Here is a 17,950-nt window from a genome sequence, read left to right on the forward strand (position 1 = left end):
ACGGGCTACTGCGCGACCGGGAAGCTGTCGATCCCTTGAGCGGTCAGGGTGGCCTGCGTCTGCGAGAGCTCGTCAGCGTCGAAGGGGCCGACGTAGAGGCGGGTCAAACCGGTTTCCGTTTCGCTGCGGGTGACGTCGAAACCGAGATCTTCAAGCCGCTGGTGAAGCCCCTCGGCGCTCTCCGGGCTGGCAAAAGCGCCGACTTGCAAGTAGCGCTGCCCCGCGGGCGCGCTCGGTGGGGCCACCTCTTGAACCGCGCTCCCCGCCCCGACTTCGGTTCCAGGTGCGTCAGCGGTTTCAGCCGTCTCGGTCTCCTCCGTGGCAGCGTCTGCAGCAGCCGTACCGGTGTCGGCCGTCGCCGCTCCCTGTGCGCCGACGTCGCCCGCACCCGCTTCGCCCGCACCCGCAGCGGCCGTTTCGGCGTCGTCGGTGGCGTCAGCCACCACGTCACCCTCAGCCGCGGCGACGTCGGCGCCGGTTGCCGCCTCCTCGCCGGCGACCGCCGGTGAGGTCTCGGCTACGGTGTTCTCGTCGGTGTTCTCGGCAGCGTCCTCTGCCGTCTCCGCTGCGGCGGCTGCACCGCCTTCAGCGTCCGCAGCCGCCCCCGCAAAGCGGTAGACGAGCGCGTCACCGCCCGCGTCGCGGATGCCCTGCGCGGCCGCTTCGGCGTCCTCGGCGTTGTCATAGGGGCCGACCCACAGCAGGAAGAGGTCGCCCTGCTCCTCGACGGCGACGGTGTAGCCCAGCTCGCGGTAGCTCTGGGCCAACTCGTCGGCTCCCTCCCTCGAGCCGACCGCCCCCGCCGCGACCCGGTAGCTCCCCGTCGGCGAGGCGGGCGCAGGGGGTGCGTCGGCGGCTGCCGCAGTCGCCTCCTCGCCGCCGTCGGCCTCGGCTTCGGCGTCCTGCTCGGCCACCTCATCGTCATCGTCGTCTGCACCGGCTAGCAGCGGCGCGCCACCCGTCTGAGCGTCACCGACCTCGGGGATAAAGGGGTCGATGGTGGCGGCCTCGGCGGTGGGTTCCGGGGCATCCCCCTCGGCTTCGGCGCCTTCGCCCGCCCCTTCATCCGGCGCGTCGTCGGCAGCGACCGGCTCCGGTTCGGTGATCGGCTCCGGACCGAGGGTCGTCACCGCCTGCGGCTCGGGTGGGGTGTCGCGCCGCACCAGCGAGAGGAGCGAACCGCCACTAAGGAGCGTTGCGATGATCATAGCGATGACCAGCACGAGCGCCACGCCGATCAGCAGGTCAGGCCAGTTGCGTCTTATCCAGTCCATGGCCCCCATTCTAAAGCGAATACTCATAGCGGATGCTAAGTCAACCTTGAGCGATAGCTCACACCTTGCTCATTGAGCGTGCATGCTAAAAGAGACTGATAGTGTGTAATAGGTGCAACACCTATACGAGACACTGGGGTAGCGGCGCTGTGCTTGGTAGCTCGGGTGCGGGGCGTGGTGTGTGGCCTGTGGCTTACCCGTCACCGCGCGGCACCTCCAGCTCGGCGTCCCAGAGGGTGCGCGCGAGACCCGGTTGACGGTTGCGCGGGGAGGCGGCCGCTAGCGGCTAGAAAAACTGGCTCAGCGCCGCGCGCGCCGGTTCGAAACCGAGCTCTACGGCGCGCTCCCAGGCCTGACGCGCCTCATCGGGGCGGCCCTGCGACAACAGCGCCCAGCCGAGGTTGTAAAACGCGTCGGGGTCCTCCCGGAACTGGGTGGTCAACAGCTCGTAGACGAGGGCGGCGTCCTCGTAGCGCCCCGCCGCGAGGTAGGCCGCCCCCAGATTCAGGCGCGCTTCGGCGCCGTTCGGGTCGAGCGCCACCGCGCGCTCGTAGCGGGCGATGGCCGCCTCGAACTCCCCCCGTTGGTAGTGTGCGAGCCCCGCCCAAAGCTGCGCGTTGGCGTCCTCCGGGCGCGCGTCGGCGACCTCGCGAAGCGCCAACAGCGCCCCCCGGAACTCGCCCAGGGCGTAGAGCGAGCGCCCCAAGATGGCGCTCGCCTCGAGGCGCAGCGCAGCGTCGGCGAGCCGCGAGGCGGCGGCCTCGGCGCTCCGCCGCGCCTCGTTGGGGCGGCCGAGCTGCTCGTAGGCGGCGGCGAGCGCCAAGTACACCTCACCCTGCGCCGCGCGCGCCCCCTCCCCCTGCGCCCTAAGCTGCAGCATCAGCGCGCCCTCGAGCGGCTCCAGGGCGCGATCGGGCTGGCCGCTCTCGAGGTAGCTGAGGCCGAGGTTGTAGAGCGCTTCGCCGGAGTCCGGCGCGCGCTGCGCCGCCGCCCCGAAGGCGCGGGTCGCCGCCGCCTCGCGCCCCAAGGAGCGCTGCAGCAGCCCCAAACGGATGAGCAGGTTCGCTTCGGCGCTCGCGTCCTCGGCCTCCGCCGCGCGCCTCACCGCCCGCTGCAGCGCCCGCAGGGCGTAGTCGGTCTGCCCCGCTTGGGTGTAGATGTCGGCGCGCAGCGCGCTGACGCGGTAGTCGACGCTTTCGGCCTCGAGCGCGTTTAGCGCCGGCAGCGCTTCGATCCCCCGCCCCGCACGGTAGAGCGCCTCGGCGCGGGCGTAGACGAGCTCGGGGGCGTCGCCCGTCAGGGCGATCGCCTCGGCGTAGGCCTCGGCTGCCGCCTCGAAACGGCCGAGGGCGATGAGCTGCCCCGCGAGCCCCACGTAGGCGTCGGCCCGCGCCTGCGCGCCGGTCTCGGGGCCCGCCTGCGCGAGCGCCTCTTCAAAGGCCGCGACCGCCGCCTCGGGGCGGCGAAGCCGCGCGAGCGCCACGCCGCGGTTGAAGTGGCCGTCGAAGCGCTCGGGAAAAAGCCGCGCCACCTCGCTAAAGGCGAAGAGGGCGGCGTCAAAGTCCCCCCGGCCGTACTCGCTCAGACCGAGACCGAAGTGCGCGTCGGCCGCGAGGTAGTCGAGCGCGATGGCCTCTAGAAAGCTCTCCTTGGCCCTGTCAAAGCGCTCCGCCTCGAGGTAGGCCGCACCCAGGTCGAGCCACGCGTTGAGGTCTTCGGGCGCCGAGCGCACGCGGGCTTCGAGGGCCGCTAGCGCGGCGTCGGGCGGTTCGCGCTCGGGCACCGAGGCTTCGCCCCCCCGCATCTGCGACCGCAGCGCCTCGGCTTGCGCCGCCCACTCAGGGGCGCTCGCAAAGGCCGTGCTCGCTACGAAGAGCACCGCCCCCACCCAACGCCCTTTGCGCCACGCGCGCCCCACACCCTGGCGGGACCTCGGCTGCTGGCCCAACGTCGCTCCGCTCATCCTCCGCATGGTAAGGCGCAGACGCCCACGGGGCGTGTTAAATCGCGCACCTCAGAGGCCAGAAGAGGCTAGGGCGCCCTCCCCGCTCAGGGCCAGCTGCCCGCACGCCCCACCGGTGTCGCGCCCGCGCGAAAAGCGCACCGACACCGAGAGCCCGGCGCCCGTCAGCACCCGCTCGAAACGCGCGATCTGCGCGCGCGAGCTCGAGCGAAACGGGGAAGCGCCCCACGGGTTAAAGGGGATGAGGTTGACGTGCACCACGAGCCCCCGCAGGAGCGCCACGAGCGCTTCAGCCTGCCAGAGCGCGTCGTTGACGCCCGCGAGCATGGTGTACTCGATCGTCACGCGGCGCCCCCCCGCAGCCTGCCAGTCATGCAGCGCGGCGATGATCTCCTCGATGGCGTGCGCGTGCGCCGTCGGGATGATCTCGCGGCGCGTCTTTTCGTCGGGGGCGTGCAGCGACACGGCGAGCACCAGAGGCAGCCGCTCCGCGGCGAGCCGCCGGATACGCCCCGGCAGGCCCACCGTCGAGAGCGTGATGCGCCGCGGCGACATGTCAAGCCCCTCGGGGTGGATCATCGTGCGGATCGCCCCGAGGGCGTTGTCGTAATTCAGCAGCGCCTCGCCCATCCCCATCAGCACGACGTTGCGGATCTCGCGCGGGGCGATCCCCTCGGCCTGCGCGACCACCAGGAGCTGCCCCAGGATCTCCGCGCGGCTCAGGTTGCGGCCGAAACCGAGCGCGCCCGTCGCACAGAAGGCGCAGCCGGCGGGGCAGCCCACCATCGAGGAGACGCAGAGCGTCTTGCGGCCTCGGTAGGGCATGTAGACCGCTTCGGTCTGTTTGCCGTCGGGCAGCGTCAAGAGGTAGCGCACGGAGGCGTCGGCGGAGACAAAACGCTCGAGTCGGACAAACGGGCTTAAGCGGTAGCGCGCCCCGAGCTCGGCGCGCCACGCGCGCGGAAGGTTCGTCATCGCCTCCCAGGAGAGCGCACCCCGCTGGTAGAGCCACGCCGCGAGCTGCGCGCGGCGGTAGGGCTGCGCGTCGGGCGCCGGCAGCGCGTCGGGGGACAGCTCGAGCAGGCTCTGAACCCCCTGCATGGAGCCCCTCACGCCACCCTCGCCGCTTCGGGGAGCACGAAAAAGGGGAGCTGTGCGCGCAGCGGTTCGATCTCCCCGCGCAGCCGCGTAAACACCTCCGCGTCGAGGTACGAGGCCGAGGAGCGCAGAAGCCCCAAGTAGTAGGTCGCCACGAGGCGTTTTTCGGCGTCGCTGAGTGCCGCCTGTTCGCGGCGCGTGAGGAGCGCGGCGATAAAGTTTTCGGGCGACTCGAGCGCGCTGCACCCCCCCTGCTCGATGGTCCGGCGCAAAAATTCGATGCTCTCCCCCGGGTTGTGCCAAAACCCGAAGTTGATGGCCTCGGTAAGCGCTTCGACGCGGCGCAACCCCTCGCGGTAGTCGCGCTCTTTTAAGACCTCCCTCGCGAGCGCCTGACGCTCGAGCCGCTTGCGCGCGTACTCGGGCAGCGACAGGTACGGCGTCTGGGGGCGCGTCCGCCCCCCGACGAGGGCGCGCAAACGGTAGGCTAAGACGTAGTCTTGGTACTCCAGGAGGTGCTCCACCCCCCCATTGTAGGCGCTCTTTGGCCGCCTCGGCTCCCCGTTGGCTACGTTCGTGCAGGGTTGGTTGCGGACGGTTCGGAAGCGGTTCGTGGACGCCCGCGCGCCGACGGGATGGGCTATAGTGACGGTAGAAGCCGTTTAGCGCGCTGCACGCTCCCCGTGGACGTGCTTGGGTCTTGGTGGGGGCGGCAGCCCTTTTGGAGGGGTCGCGTGAGCAGGATGTCAAACCGCAAAAAGGTGCTCGGGATGGTTCTCGCCGGGGGCAAAGGGACGCGGCTCGAGCCGCTGACCTCTAAGCGCACGAAACCCGCCGTGCCCTTCGGCGCCAAATACCGCATCATCGACTTTGCCCTCAACAACATGATGAATTCGCAGATTTACGGCATGTACGTGATGACGCAGTTTAAAGCGCAGAGCCTGACCGAACACATCCAGCGCCACTGGCGCTTCGGCTCCTTTTTGAGCGACTACTTTATCACCCTAGCGCCCGCGCAGATGTACCGCTACGACGAGCTCGGCGCCGAGTGGTACCGCGGCACCGCCGACGCCATCTACCAGAACTTGCACCTCGTTCACAACAACCACGCCGACTTAGTAGCGATCTTCTCGGGCGACCACATCTACAAGATGGACATCCGCCACATGATCGAGCAGCACATAGACAGCGCGGCGGACGTGACCATCGCCGCCTACCCGACGCTTTTGGAGGACGCCACGCGCTTCGGCGTGCTGCAAGTCGACCAAAACTTTCAGATCACCGAGTTTCAGGAAAAACCGCAGAACCCCAAACCGATCCCCGGCCGCGACACCCACGCGCTCGCCTCGATGGGCAACTACGTCTTTAGCACGGAGGCGCTCGTCGAGCTCCTCACCAAAGATGCGGCCAACGAGGCTTCAGAACACGACTTCGGCAAAGACGTCCTGCCGATGGCGCTCGACGAGGGCTACAAGATCATGGCCTACGACTTCGCTCAAAACCCCATCCCCGGGCAGGAGGGGCTGAACACCTACTGGCGCGACGTCGGCACGCTCGACTCGTACTGGGAGGCCAACATGGACCTCGTCGCGGTCAAACCCGAGTTCGACCTCTACAACCCCGAGTGGCCGCTACGCACCGCCGCCGAGTTCTCCCCCCCCGCCAAGTTCGTCCACGAGACCAGCGACCGCCGCGGGCAGGCGTTTAACACGCTGATCGCCGGGGGGGTGATCATCTCCGGCGCGACGGTGCGCAACTCGGTCATCTCGCGCCGGGTGCGGGTCAACTCGTACAGCCTCGTCGAGCGCTCGGTGATCCTAGACGGCAGCGAGGTCGGGCGGCACTGCGTGGTCCGCAACGCCATCATCGACAAAAACGTCCGCGTCCCCGAGGGGACGCAGATCGGCGTCAACCACGCCGACGACCGGGCGCGCGGCTTTACGGTCACCGAGCGCGGCGTGGTGGTGGTGCCCAAGAGCTACCGCTTCGCCTAGGCCCCGTTGGACTCCGTCGATGGCGCTAGCGACTCGCCCCTAGCACCCACGCGAGCCTTTGAGGATCGGTGACCCGCAGCGTGTGGTCCGCACGCGCGCCTACCGGGCGCTTAAGCGCCGGTTGGACGCAGCGCGAGGGTCACCAGAGCTAGGTAGCTGAACCGAGATGGCTTGACCTTAGGTGGCTTGACCTAGGTGGCTTGACCCCGTGGCTCCGCGCGTCACGCCTCTAGGGGGATGGTTGGGGCGCAGCGCTAACGAAGTCGGGTGCCCGTGAAGGCACCCCGACCGGCGAACCCAGCAGGATCTCGTCGTCCGTAGCGCGCCGTCGGGAACGCTATCGCTCCTTCCTGCCCTATTCCACTGGCCTCGAGGTTGGGCCTAGGGGCGCGCTACGGGCGCTCCGCTCTTGGGGCGTCGGCTGCAGGACCTAGACCCCACTTTGGCGGCGCGCAACCCTCGGCGGGTTCAGCCGCTTCGCGAAGCTCAGCGCGGCCCCACGAGCGTCACGCCACGCCCGGTGAGCACGACGGGAGCGCAGCGCGCGCGAAGGCGACTTTGGTCCCTTGGCTTACACCGCGCGCGGGCCCAGATGCTACCATGCTCTAACAGTTGACGAGGCCGCGCCCAGCCGTTTCCCAAGCACGTCCCCCTCGGGCGACGTGCCCTTGCAGGCGCAGCGCGCCCCGTGGAGGCTCCTTTGAAACGACCGTTTAACCCTTGGCTGTTTGTCATCCTGATCGTCCTCGGGGTGGTGATCTTCAACCAGTTCAGCGCCCGGCCGCCGGGGAGCGAGATCACCTACTCGACGTTTACGCAGCTCGTCGAAGAGGGCCGCGTCGCCTCCGTGGTGCTCGAAGAGAACACCATCCGCGGCGAGCTGCGCGAAGAGACGCAGATCGACGAAGCGGGTCAGACACGGGTGATCAGCAGCTTTCAGACCACCGCGCTCCCCGTCGAAGACAGCGAGCTGCTGCCGCTTCTACGCGCGAACGACGTCGAGGTAAGGGGGCGCGCCCCGTCGCCGTGGCTCGGGCTCATCGTCGGCTTTTTGCCGGTGCTGCTCATTATCGCCTTTTTCTGGTTTATCTTTATGCGGGCGCAGGGTGGCTCGAGCCAAGTCATGCAGTTCGGCCAGTCCAAAGCGAAGACCTACGGCCGCGAAAACAAGGTCAAGACGACTTTCGAAGACGTCGCCGGCCACGAAGAGGCCAAACAAGAGCTCAAAGAGGTCGTCGACTTTCTCAAAAACCCGCAGAAGTACCTGCGCATCGGCGCGGAGATCCCCAAGGGGATGCTGCTCGTCGGCCCCCCGGGTACGGGGAAGACGCTCCTGGCTCGCGCGGTCGCCGGCGAGGCAGGGGTCCCCTTTTTAACGGTCTCAGCCAGCGAATTTATGGAGATGTTCGTCGGGGTCGGCGCGAGCCGCGTGCGCAACCTTTTTGAGGAGGCGCGCAAGGCGAGCCCCGCGATCATCTTTATCGACGAGCTCGACTCCATCGGGCGCCGCCGCGGCGCCGGTATCGGCGGCGGTCACGACGAGCGCGAGCAGACACTCAACCAGATCCTCTCGGAGATGGACGGGTTTGAAAAGGACACCTCGGTGATCATCATCGCCGCGACCAACCGTCCGGACATCCTCGACCCCGCGCTCTTGCGCCCGGGCCGCTTCGACCGCCAGGTCACCATCGGGCTGCCGACGCTGCGCGAGCGCGCGCAGGTGCTGCGCGTGCACGTGCGCAACAAACCCATCGCTGACGACGTCGACATCGAACGCTTGGCGAGCGCGACCCCGATGTTCTCGGGGGCCGACCTCGAAAACCTGACCAACGAGGCGGCGCTCATCGCCGCGCGGAGCGGCAAACAGGTGATCTCTTGGGCGGATTTCAACGAGGCGCTCGACCGCATCGTGCTCGGCCTCCGGCGCGGCTCGCTCGTCCCGACAGAGGAGGAGCGCAAGATCTTGGCCTTTCACGAGGCGGGGCACGCGGTCGCCTTTGCCTCGCAGCCCGACCTCGGTCAGATCCGCAAGGTCACCATCATGCCGCGCGGCGGCGCGGGCGGCTTTATGGCGCCTTTGGCCAAAGAGGAGATGTTCTTCTCGCGCGAACGCTTTCAGCAGCAGCTGATCGTCGCCTTCGGCGGCCGCGTCGCGGAGAAAAAGCTCACCGGCACGATCTCCTCGGGCGCCTCGAACGACCTCAAACAGGCCACCGACATCGCCAAACAGATGGTCTTCGACCTCGGTATGGGTGGGCCCGAGTACGTCGCTTGGGGCTCCGATCAGGGGCCGGTCTTCTTGGGGGGTGAGATCAGCCGCCGCAAGGACTTCTCCGAGGAGACCGCGCGCGAGCTCGAGGAGGAGGTCACCACCATCCTGGCCGAGGCCTACCGCACGACCGAGACCGTCATCGAGGAGAACTGGACCGCCGTACGGGGGGTTGCGGAGGCGCTGCTGCAGCGCGAGACGGTCGAGGGTACCCTGGTGATGAAGGCCTTTGAACGCGCCAAAGAGGGTGCGAGTGCCGAGGAGATCACCCGCATGATCGTCGAGGAGTCCGAAGCCGCCGAGCGCCGCATGGCCGCCGCCGCGCAGCGCGCCGCCGAAGCCGACAAGCAGCGCCGCCGCGAAGCCGAGGGGCGCTCTAGCGGCCCCGCCATCGACACGCGGCCGGCGCCCGAAGGCCCGCGCAGCTAACGCGACGCACCCCAACCCGTTCACCTCACCCCAAGGAGCGCTTCGGCGCTCCTTACCGTTGCGCTCGTGGACCGCTGGCCCACCGGACGCGCTTGGCGCGTTGTCAGCGGTGGCGACCTCGAACCGACGCTGGCCTCGGGATCCTCACACCTGCGCTTTGAGCGTAGAAGGTGCGGTGACCGTGGGGTACCCCGTGGCGTCAACGCGGCGCTCACCCAAACGCGTCATACTGATGACTGCAGGCAGCCCCCGGGTCGCGCCTTCAACGACCAGGCACCTGCGTGCGGTGTGTTGACGATGCCCAGACGACGCCACTTCTCCCCCCTTCGCCCCCCCCTAGCGGGGCTCGGTACGCAGCTCGAGGGGGCCTGGGGTGCTTGACGGCAAATACGAGATCACCGCCGAACGCGAGATCACCCCCCACAGCACCCTCTTCGGCGGCACGGCCCCCGACGGTACGGCGGTGCAGATCGTCTGGTACGACCTGCGCACCCCCGACGACGAACGCGCCTTCGAGCGCTACCGCGCCGCCTTGCGGGCGCTTAAACGCCAGGGTCTGGCGGCGGTGTACGACCTCGTAGCGCGCCCCGGCGCTTACTACGTCGCGTGGTTCGCCCCACCGGGGACGGCCCGGCTGACGGCAGCCGAGCTCGACCCCGCGACCCGCGACGCCCTCACGGCGGCGCTGCCGCCGCACGGCAGCCTCACCGAGGCCGACGTGCGTCTGGACGCTGCAGGCAAGGTCCAGCTCTACGGTTTGCCCTTCGTGCTGCCATCGGCCACACTGCCCCCACGCAGCGCCCCGCTCGCGGAGGCGCGCGCCGCGACGCCCAAACCCGCGGCGCTCGCGCGTGCTCGTCCCGACCGCTGGGAGCTGCGCCCCGCGCTGCTCGGCATCACGCTCGCCCTCGCCGGTTGCTGGCTGCTCCTCGTGAGCTTTTACCGAACCGTCCAAACGGGCACCGTCACCGTCCCCGAGCTGCGCGGCGCGGAGGTCAACCGCGCCGCGGAGGTGCTCCACACCCTCGGCTTGGCCGTTGCCGCCGTACCCGTCGCACCCCGCGACGCGTCCCTCGAGGAGGCCGCTGCGGGCACCGTGCTCGAGCTCACCCCCGCAGCCGGCACCCTCCTGCGTCCTGGGCGCACCGTCAACCTCCGATACGCACCGCCCGGGCACCCGTCCCCCCAGATGGTCCCCGAGCTGCGCGGTCAGTCGCTCGCCGAAGCCGAACGGACGCTCGCCGCGCACGGGCTCAGCGTCGGCGAGGTCGCGCGCGTTCACGCCGACGCCTCCACGGGGACCGTTCTAGCTCCCGCCCCAGGGGTGGGCGCGCCCGCCCCGCTCAGCGGCAGCGTCGCGCTGCTCGTCAGCGACGGTCCCAAGGGGGAGGTGACCTTTTTGCCCGACCTGACGGGGTTACCGCTCGCCGACGCGCTGACGCTGGCGCAGCTCGCGGGGTTGGCACCGCCCCTCGTCGAACGGGTTCACGGCAGTGGGCGCGCACCGGATACGGTGTTGGCGCAGAGCCTCCCGCCACGCGTCCCCTTCCCCCGCGACGGCACCCGGTTGCGCCTGACGGTCGCGGGCGCGTCTGAGAGCAGGGCGCCTAGCGTCGGCGGCACGCCCGACTTTACCGGTCTGCCCCTCGCCGAGGCGCAGCGCAGCGCCCGAGCGCTAGGCGCCCGCGCCGAGGTCGCCGCTCAGGTCAGCACCCTCGAGCTGCCCGAAGGGGTGGTGATGCAAGACCCACCCCCCGGAAGTCCCCTCACCGAGCGCGTCGCGCTTACCCTCAACGTCCACCCCCAACCGCTCCCGCTGCCGACGCCACAGGCCCGCGTTCACCGCGGCGAGGTGCGGCGCGCGCGCTACCGCTGGGTGCTCGAGCCCGGGATCCCGGCGCAGCGCGCGCTCGTCACCGCGCAGACGCTCGCGGGCGAGCGCACCGTCGTGCTCCGTGACCGGCTCGTCTCGGGGGGCGACGAGCTGACGGGGATCTGGCTGACGACCGCCCCCGGCCCCATCACCTTTACGCTGACGCTAAACGGTCTGCCCTACGGGGAGCCCATCACCGTCAACCCGTAGGGTCACGGGCGTTTCACGCAGCCCCCTCCCGCAGCGCGCCTAGGGTGACCCGAGCGCTCGCAAAAACAGCGTCGCCGCTCGCTGCAGGCGCGGGGGCGTCGTGGTTAGATAAGGCGACACCCAGACCGCCCGCGGGAGCAGGCAACCGCTAGGGCGCTTACACCCAAAGCGAGGAGCATCATGAGCGAAAAAGGCGTCTTTCAAAAGATCATCGACGGCGAGATCCCCGCCGAGCGCGTCTACGAAGACGAGGAGTACCTGGCTTTCAAAGACATCGCTCCCAAGGCGCCCGTGCACTTTTTGGTGATCTCCAAAAAGCACAGCCCCCGCTTGGACGAGATGCTCGACGCCGAGGGACCGGAAGCGGTAGGGGGGCTTATGGCGGCGGCGGTGCGCACCGCGCGTCACAACGGCCTCACCGACTACCGCTTGGTGATCAACGTCGGCCCTGGGGCGGGACAGGAGGTCTTTCACACGCACGTGCACATCCTGGCGGGGAGGGAGAAGCCGCTGCCCGTCTCGTGACAGTGCGGTCCTAACGGTGAGGTTGACTAGCGGGTTGCTCAAACGCCGACCATCGATAGGCAGGTAGCATCTTCAGGATGCGTGTGCCGAACCCGTTCTGCACTGTTGGTTACGTATCCAACCCAACGCCACTTGCCATAAAGGCGCTAGAGGCCAACATGCTTATAATGACCCCTAGCCGCCCCGCGCGCCGCGCGGTAGGCTAGCCGTTGTGAAGCTCTCCCCCCCCGAAGGCACCCGTTACGCCCTAGCCCAGGAGAGCGCCGCGCGGGGGCGCGCCGTGGGGACGCTGCGCGCGCTCTTTTCGAGCTGGGGCTACGAGCGCGTCGACGTGCCCGTTTTGGAGCGCTTCGACCCCGCCCACCCGGTCGCCGAGCGCTCGTTTAAGCTCACCGGCCCCGACGGCGAGCTTTTGGCGCTGCGCGCCGACTTTACCTTCGCCCTCGCCAAACTCGTGCGCTACAACTACCCGCAGGGGCTTCCCGGGCCGCTGCGGCTCCAGTACGCCGGTGGGCTCTGGCGCACGGTGGTCCCCGACATCGCGCGCACCCGCGAGTTCACCCAAGTGGGGCTCGAGCTCCTCGGCGTCTCCGGGCCCCGCGCCGACGCCGAACTCATCCACCTCGCGCGCGAGGCGGTGCGCGCGGTCGGCTTGACCCCGCGCGTCGAGATCGGCAACCCCGGCTTCGTCCGGCGCCTTTTTGAGCTCGCCGAACTCCCCGAAGCGCTCCAGGGCCCCGTCGCCAACGCCATCGACCGCAAGGACCCCACAACCCTCAAAGCCCTTTTGGAACCGCTGCGGCTCGCGAGCGACCTCGAGCGGGCGCTCCTCGCCGTCCCCGACCTCTACGGCGACGCGCGGGTGCTTGGGGCGGCGCGGCGGCTCGCGCCGTGGCCGGAGACGCGGGCGGCGTGCGAGCACCTCGAGGCCGTGTTAGAGGAGTTTGAAAACCGCAGCGAGCTCCTTTTGGACCTCGGGATGGCGCGGCGGCTCGCCTACTACACGGGCGTGATGTTTCGCGCCTACACCTTCGACTTCGGCCAGCCGCTCCTCGGCGGGGGCCGCTACGACGGGGCGCTGCTGCCGCTCGCGGCGGGGTTCGCGGTCGGTCTGGAGCGGCTCCTTTCGGCGCTGCCGGAGGTCTCCGGCGAGGCGCCCCCGTTGGTCTTGAGCCTGGACGACGAGGGGGCGCGGCGGTTGCGGGCGCGGGGCTTCCGGGTCGAGCGGGCGCTGAGCGCAGAGGTCAGCGAGCTGCGCAGCTACGCCAAGGCGCGCGGTATCGCCTACTTGCTGCTCCCCGAAGGGCTCGAGCCCCTCACCCCCGAAAGGCCCCTTTACGACGAGCTCCTCGCCCTTTTGGAGGGTGTGCGTGGCTGAGATGACCGCTCAGAAGCTCACCCTCGCGCTCCCCAAAGGGCGCGTGATGCAAGAGAGCGTCGCGCGGTTGCGGGCGGCGGGGCTTGAGCTCGAGCTGCCCGCCGCGGGCCGCGCCCTCCGCTACGACGCTGGCGACGCGGTGATCATCGAGATGCGCAACACCGACGTGCCGACCTACGTCGACCTGGGCGTCGCCGACGCGGGGGTGGTCGGCAAGGACGTGCTTTTAGAGGCCAACCGAGACGTCTACGAACCCGTCGACCTCGGCTTCGCCCGCTGCCGTTTGTCGCTCATCCGCCCGCGCGGGGCGTCGGGGCCGGTGCGCCGCATCGCCAGCAAGTACCCGCGCGTGGCGCGGCGCTACGTGCAGAGCCGCAGCCTCAGCGCCGAAGTGGTCAAGCTCGCGGGCAACGTCGAGCTGGCCTGCTTGACCGGGCTGGCGGACGCCGTGGTCGACATCGTCGAAACCGGCAGCACGCTGCGCGCCAACCACTTAGAAGAGCTCGACGTCTTGCTCTACTCGTCGGCGCGCTTCGTCGTCAACCGCGCGGCGCTAAAACTCAAAGGGGAGCTCCTGCGACCGCTGATCGCGGCGCTGCGGGGCGCAGGCGAACCTTGAGGTAACCTGGGGATAGAACGAGACTAGGCTAAAGGGGGGAAAATAGAGAGCGCGCCGGGGATGCCCGGCGCGCTCTGCAACGTTTTTACAGCGTTGGTGACAGGTCGCCTACACGACCCACGCCCGAACCGAGCGCTTAGTTGCCGTCGTTCCCCTCTTCCATGTCCATCATGTCCATGCCGAGGTCGCCGCCGGTCATGAGGCCGCGGTCGAGCAGCACCTGCACGTCGCCGCCCGTCATGATCCCCATGGCGATCGCCTGCTGCACGTCGCCACCGGTCATGGTGCCCGCCTCGACGGCCGCGATGACGTCACCACCGGTCATCATGGCCATGTCCATCATGCCGCCCGTCATCGTGCCGGTCTCTTGCTGCGTGGTCGCCGCAGCGCCGAGAGCGAGGAAAAGACCGATCACCAACAGCAGAGCAACTTTTTTCATGCTTCCCCCTACGTGAGATGAAGTTCGCGCATGTCGAGCGGTTCAACGAACGCGCCCCCTGCGCACAAGGGTGAACGCCCGTCCTACAGCCGCCACGATACTAAGGGCGACGCCCGACCATATGTCGGGTCGGCCACAATTCTAGCACGGCTGCGCTCCGGGCGTAAGGGGTAGCCCTGGCAAAAGCCTGTGAGTTTATGCGCTGCAGTATAGCCAAAACAGGCATGTGTGACTGTGACGCCTGATAACCATGTTGACGGTGATGTGCATCGCCTAGCCTCTACGGGGGCGCGGCGGCGCGCCCCTCAAGCTCCCCACGAGGGCGTAGAACACCCCCACCAACCGCCCTTTCATAAAGAAGCAGGTACAGTGGGGTCATGACCAAGGTTTCTCAACCCTCACGGGAGCGCCGCGTCGTGCTCGTCGACGGCGTGCGCACCCCCTTCATGCGCTCCGGTACGGCCTACCTGGGGCTCACCACCTACGACCTGGCGCGGCTTGCGCTAAAGGGCCTGTTGGCCCGCAACGCCCTCGACCCGGAAGCGGTCGGTTACGTCGTCATGGGGACGGTGGTGCAAAACGTCGCGACGAGCAACGTGGCGCGCGACGCCGCCCTCGGGGCCGGCTTTTCGCACCGCGTACCCGCCCACACGGTGACGATGGCCTGCATCTCGGCCAACCAAGCGGTGACGAGCGCCGCCGAGGCGATCCGCTCGGGGGCGGCCGATATCGCCGTTGCGGGGGGCGTCGAGATGCTCTCCGACGTGCCGCCGCAGTTTCCCTTGGAGGTGCGTAAACGCCTCTTTGAAGCGCAGCGCTACGCTTCGCCGCTGGACTACCGCAAGCTTTTCGCCGGTATGTCGCCCTCAGATTTGCTGCCGCGGGCGCCCAAGGTCGCGGAGTACTCGACGGGCGAAACCATGGGTGAGAGCGCCGACAAGCTCGCCGCGAGCTTTGGCGTCACGCGCGAGGAGCAAGACGCCTACGCCCTGCGCTCGCACCAGCTCGCCGCTAAAGCCACCGGCGACGGCATCTTGCGCGACGAGATCCTGCCGACTGCCACCCCCCCCACGTTCGACCTGCACACCCGCGACAACACCGTGCGCGCCGACTCGAGCCTTGAAAAGCTCGCCGCGCTCAAACCCGTTTTCGTCAAACCCTTCGGTACCGTCACCGCGGGCAACTCGTCGCCGCTGACCGACGGCGCCTCGGCGGTGCTCCTCATGGAGGAGGAGACGGCGATCGCGCTCGGCTACACCCCCAAAGCGCGCCTCGGACACTACACCTACGTCGCGCAAGACCCCGGCGAGGAGCTCCTCTTGGGTCCCGCCTACGCCACCCCCAAGGTGCTCGAGCAAGCGGGGGTGACGCTCCGCGAGGTCGACGTCATCGAAATCCACGAGGCCTTTGCCGGGCAGGTGCTGGCGGTGCTGCGCGCGCTGGAGTCCGACACCTTCGGCCGCGAGCGCTTGGGCCGCAGCGGCCGCGTCGGCGACGTCGACCTGGACAGGCTCAACCGCTGGGGTGGGTCGCTCTCGCTCGGCCACCCGTTCGGCGCCACCGGGACGCGGCTGCTGACGACCGCCGCCCACCGCCTCGAGGCCGAAGACGGCACCCTGGCGCTCGTCACGGCGTGCGCCGCCGGGGGGCTCGGCCACGCGATGCTGGTAGAACGTTTTGAAGGGAGAGCGTGATGGAGCTGCGCTTTTTTAGACTCGACCGCGACGATGACGTCGCCGTGATCGTCTTTGACCAACCCGACAGCCGCGTCAACACCCTCTCGCAGGAGGCGATGCGCGAGTTTGCCACCGTCCTAGACGAACTCGAGCGCGACGAGGCGCTGCGCGGCGCCGTGCTGTGCAGCGGCAAACGCGACTCGTTCGTCGTCGGGGCGGACATCAAAGCCTTTCGCACCTTCGAGAGCCCCGAGCAGGTCACGGCGCTCATCCACGAGGGCCACGCGCTCTTTAACCGACTCGACGCCCTTAACAAACCCGTCGTCGCGGCGGTGCACGGCGCGGCGGTCGGGGGCGGGCTTGAACTCATCTTGGCCTGCCACTACCGCGTCGCCTCGCAGCACCCCAAGACCAAGTTCGCGCTCCCCGAAGTGACCCTGGGGCTCCTGCCGGGGCTCGGCGGTACGCAGCGCCTACCGCGGCTCGTCGGGGTGGAGCAGGCGCTCGACATGGCGCTCACGGGCCGCTCGGTGTACGCCAAACCGGCGCTCAAAATGGGGCTCGTAGACGCCCTCAGTCACCCGCAGGGGCTCGTCGCGGCCGCCAAGGCGGCGGTTCGCGGCCTCGTTGCGGGCGAAGTCACCGCGCGCAAGGCGGGGGGTGGCGCCCAGGGGGGGCTTAAGGGGCTGCGCAGTGCGCTGCTCGAGCGCACCCCCTTAAACCGCCTCATCTACCGCCAGGCGCTCGAAGGGGTGCAGAAAAAGACGCGTGGCAACCTCCCCGCCCCCGTCAAGATCATCGAAACGATCCGCATCGGGCAGGAGCAGGGGATGCAAGCGGGGCTCGAGGCCGAGGCGCGCAACTTCGCCGAGCTCGTCTTCTCCCCCGAGTCCAAGGCGCTCGTGCACCTCTTTTTCGCCAAAAACGCCGCCGAGAAAAACCCCTACGCCGAGGCCGCGAGGGCGGTGCGCACGGTCGGCATCCTGGGCGCGGGGCTCATGGGTTCGGGGATCGCGCAGGTGAGCGCCGAGGCGGGACACCAGGTGATCCTCAAAGACCGCAACCTCTCGGTCGCCGTCAAAGGCAAGGGGAGCGTCTGGAAGGAGCTCGACAAACGCGTCGGCAAGGGCCGCAGCGCCTTTGAACGCGACGTGATCGACGCGCGCATCACCGCCGTCGAGGACTACGCCGCCTTTAAGCGCGCCGACCTGGTCATCGAAGCCGTGCTCGAGGACGTCGAGCTCAAACGCAGCGTCCTCAAAGAGGTCGAGGCGGTCGCCCAGGAGGAGCTCATCTTCGCCACCAACACCTCGTCGATCCCCATCCGCGAGATCGCCGCGGCCTCTAGGCGCCCCGAGCAGGTCATCGGGATGCACTACTTCTCGCCGGTGCCGAAGCTGCCGCTACTTGAAATCATCAAGACGGACGCCACCCCCGACTGGGTGCTCGGGACGGCGCTGCAGGTGGGCCTCGAGCAGGGCAAGACGCCCATCGTGGTCGGCGACGCCCCCGGCTTCTACACCACCCGCATCCTGGCGCTCTACATGAACGAGGCGCTCGTGCTGCTCGACGAGGGGGCGCGCGTCCAGGACATCGACCGCGCGATCAAAGACTTCGGCTTCCCGGTCGGGCCGATCACCCTGCTCGACGAGGTCGGGATCGACGTCGGGGCGAAGATCAACGGGGTTCTGAAAGCGCCCTTCGCCGAACGCGGGATCGCGCTCGCCGAGGGGGGCGAGGCGCTCATGAACGCGGGCTTTTTGGGGCGCAAAAACCGCAAGGGCTTTTACGACTACAGCAGCGGCAAAAAGGGGGAAAAGGCGGTCAACGAGGAGGTCTACCGCTTCTTTAGCGCCCCGCGCAAGGAGGTCGCAAGGGAACGCATCCAGGAGCGCCTGCCGCTAATCATGATGAACGAGGCGTTTCGCTGCCTCGAGGAGGGCGTTCTCAGCTCGCCGCGCGACGGCGACCTCGGCGCCGTGTTCGGCCTCGGCTTCCCGCCCTTTCTGGGGGGGCCGTTCTGGTACGCCGACCGTTTGGGGCCGCGCACCGTTTTAGAGCGGCTTGAAAAGCTCGAGCGCGACCACGGCCCGCGCTTTAAACCCGCCGAGCTGCTGCGCGAGCACGCGGCGGCCGACCGGCCGTTCTACGCCGACGCGGCGTCGGAGGGGTAGTCGCGAGGGGCCAGTGGCGCGTGGTACGT

At 68.8% G+C, this 17,950-nt stretch carries 13 protein-coding genes; 8 read left to right on the forward strand and 5 right to left on the reverse strand.

Translation table 11 applies throughout. From position 1 onward, the window contains the following. Window positions 1-5: 5 nt before the first annotated feature. The 4 genes from TRAD_RS13610 to TRAD_RS15460 form a co-directional block, all read right to left on the reverse strand. A complete protein-coding gene (locus TRAD_RS13610) occupies window positions 6-1,274 on the reverse strand; it encodes an SPOR domain-containing protein (protein WP_041947315.1) in 1,269 nt (422 codons plus the stop codon). Window positions 1,275-1,560: 286 nt separating this feature from the next. Beyond that, window positions 1,561-3,237 (reverse strand): tetratricopeptide repeat protein, encoded by a 1,677-nt coding sequence (locus tag TRAD_RS13615; protein WP_013179192.1) that lies wholly within the window; start codon window positions 3,235-3,237, stop codon window positions 1,561-1,563. Between the two features lie 51 nt (window positions 3,238-3,288). Continuing rightward, on the reverse strand, window positions 3,289-4,338 hold the full coding sequence (gene rlmN / locus TRAD_RS13620; protein WP_013179193.1) for a dual-specificity RNA methyltransferase RlmN: 1,050 nt from the start codon (window positions 4,336-4,338) through the stop codon (window positions 3,289-3,291). An 8-nt stretch (window positions 4,339-4,346) separates the two neighbouring features. Further along, the gene (locus TRAD_RS15460; protein WP_013179194.1) at window positions 4,347-4,859 is read right to left on the reverse strand and encodes a hypothetical protein; all 513 of its coding nucleotides are present in this window, start codon (window positions 4,857-4,859) and stop codon (window positions 4,347-4,349) included. Window positions 4,860-5,078: 219 nt separating this feature from the next. Here TRAD_RS15460 and glgC point away from each other — a divergent pair, with 219 nt between their 5' ends. The 6 genes from glgC to hisG all read left to right on the forward strand — a co-directional run bounded on the left by glgC (window position 5,079) and on the right by hisG (window position 13,632). Then, a complete protein-coding gene (gene glgC, locus TRAD_RS13630; protein ID WP_041947317.1) occupies window positions 5,079-6,329 on the forward strand; it encodes a glucose-1-phosphate adenylyltransferase in 1,251 nt (416 codons plus the stop codon). Between the two features lie 700 nt (window positions 6,330-7,029). Then, on the forward strand, window positions 7,030-9,027 hold the full coding sequence (gene ftsH / locus TRAD_RS13635; RefSeq protein ID WP_013179196.1) for an ATP-dependent zinc metalloprotease FtsH: 1,998 nt from the start codon (window positions 7,030-7,032) through the stop codon (window positions 9,025-9,027). 373 nt (window positions 9,028-9,400) lie between these two features. Beyond that, a complete protein-coding gene (locus TRAD_RS13640; protein ID WP_013179197.1) occupies window positions 9,401-11,110 on the forward strand; it encodes a Stk1 family PASTA domain-containing Ser/Thr kinase in 1,710 nt (569 codons plus the stop codon). A gap of 180 nt (window positions 11,111-11,290) precedes the next feature. Continuing rightward, window positions 11,291-11,635 (forward strand): histidine triad nucleotide-binding protein, encoded by a 345-nt coding sequence (locus tag TRAD_RS13645; protein WP_013179198.1) that lies wholly within the window; start codon window positions 11,291-11,293, stop codon window positions 11,633-11,635. A gap of 211 nt (window positions 11,636-11,846) precedes the next feature. Then, window positions 11,847-13,013, forward strand: coding sequence for an ATP phosphoribosyltransferase regulatory subunit (locus TRAD_RS13650; protein ID WP_013179199.1), 1,167 nt, complete (start codon window positions 11,847-11,849; stop codon window positions 13,011-13,013). A 1-nt stretch (window position 13,014) separates the two neighbouring features. After that, entirely contained in the window at window positions 13,015-13,632 is a 618-nt protein-coding gene (hisG, locus tag TRAD_RS13655; RefSeq protein ID WP_041948118.1) for an ATP phosphoribosyltransferase, read from the forward strand. 136 nt (window positions 13,633-13,768) lie between these two features. Here hisG and TRAD_RS13660 read toward each other — a convergent pair whose 3' ends face one another. Then, entirely contained in the window at window positions 13,769-14,071 is a 303-nt protein-coding gene (locus TRAD_RS13660; protein ID WP_013179201.1) for a hypothetical protein, read from the reverse strand. 377 nt (window positions 14,072-14,448) lie between these two features. Between TRAD_RS13660 and TRAD_RS13665 the strand changes: the two genes are divergently transcribed. Beyond that, window positions 14,449-15,765, forward strand: coding sequence for an acetyl-CoA C-acyltransferase (locus tag TRAD_RS13665; RefSeq protein ID WP_013179202.1), 1,317 nt, complete (start codon window positions 14,449-14,451; stop codon window positions 15,763-15,765). After that, entirely contained in the window at window positions 15,765-17,921 is a 2,157-nt protein-coding gene (locus tag TRAD_RS13670) for a 3-hydroxyacyl-CoA dehydrogenase NAD-binding domain-containing protein (protein WP_013179203.1), read from the forward strand. Before TRAD_RS13665 ends, TRAD_RS13670 begins: the two co-directional genes overlap by 1 nt. Window positions 17,922-17,950 lie beyond the last annotated feature (29 nt).

Origin of the sequence: Truepera radiovictrix DSM 17093 (assembly GCF_000092425.1) — a bacterium.
Lineage (GTDB): Bacteria > Deinococcota > Deinococci > Deinococcales > Trueperaceae > Truepera > Truepera radiovictrix.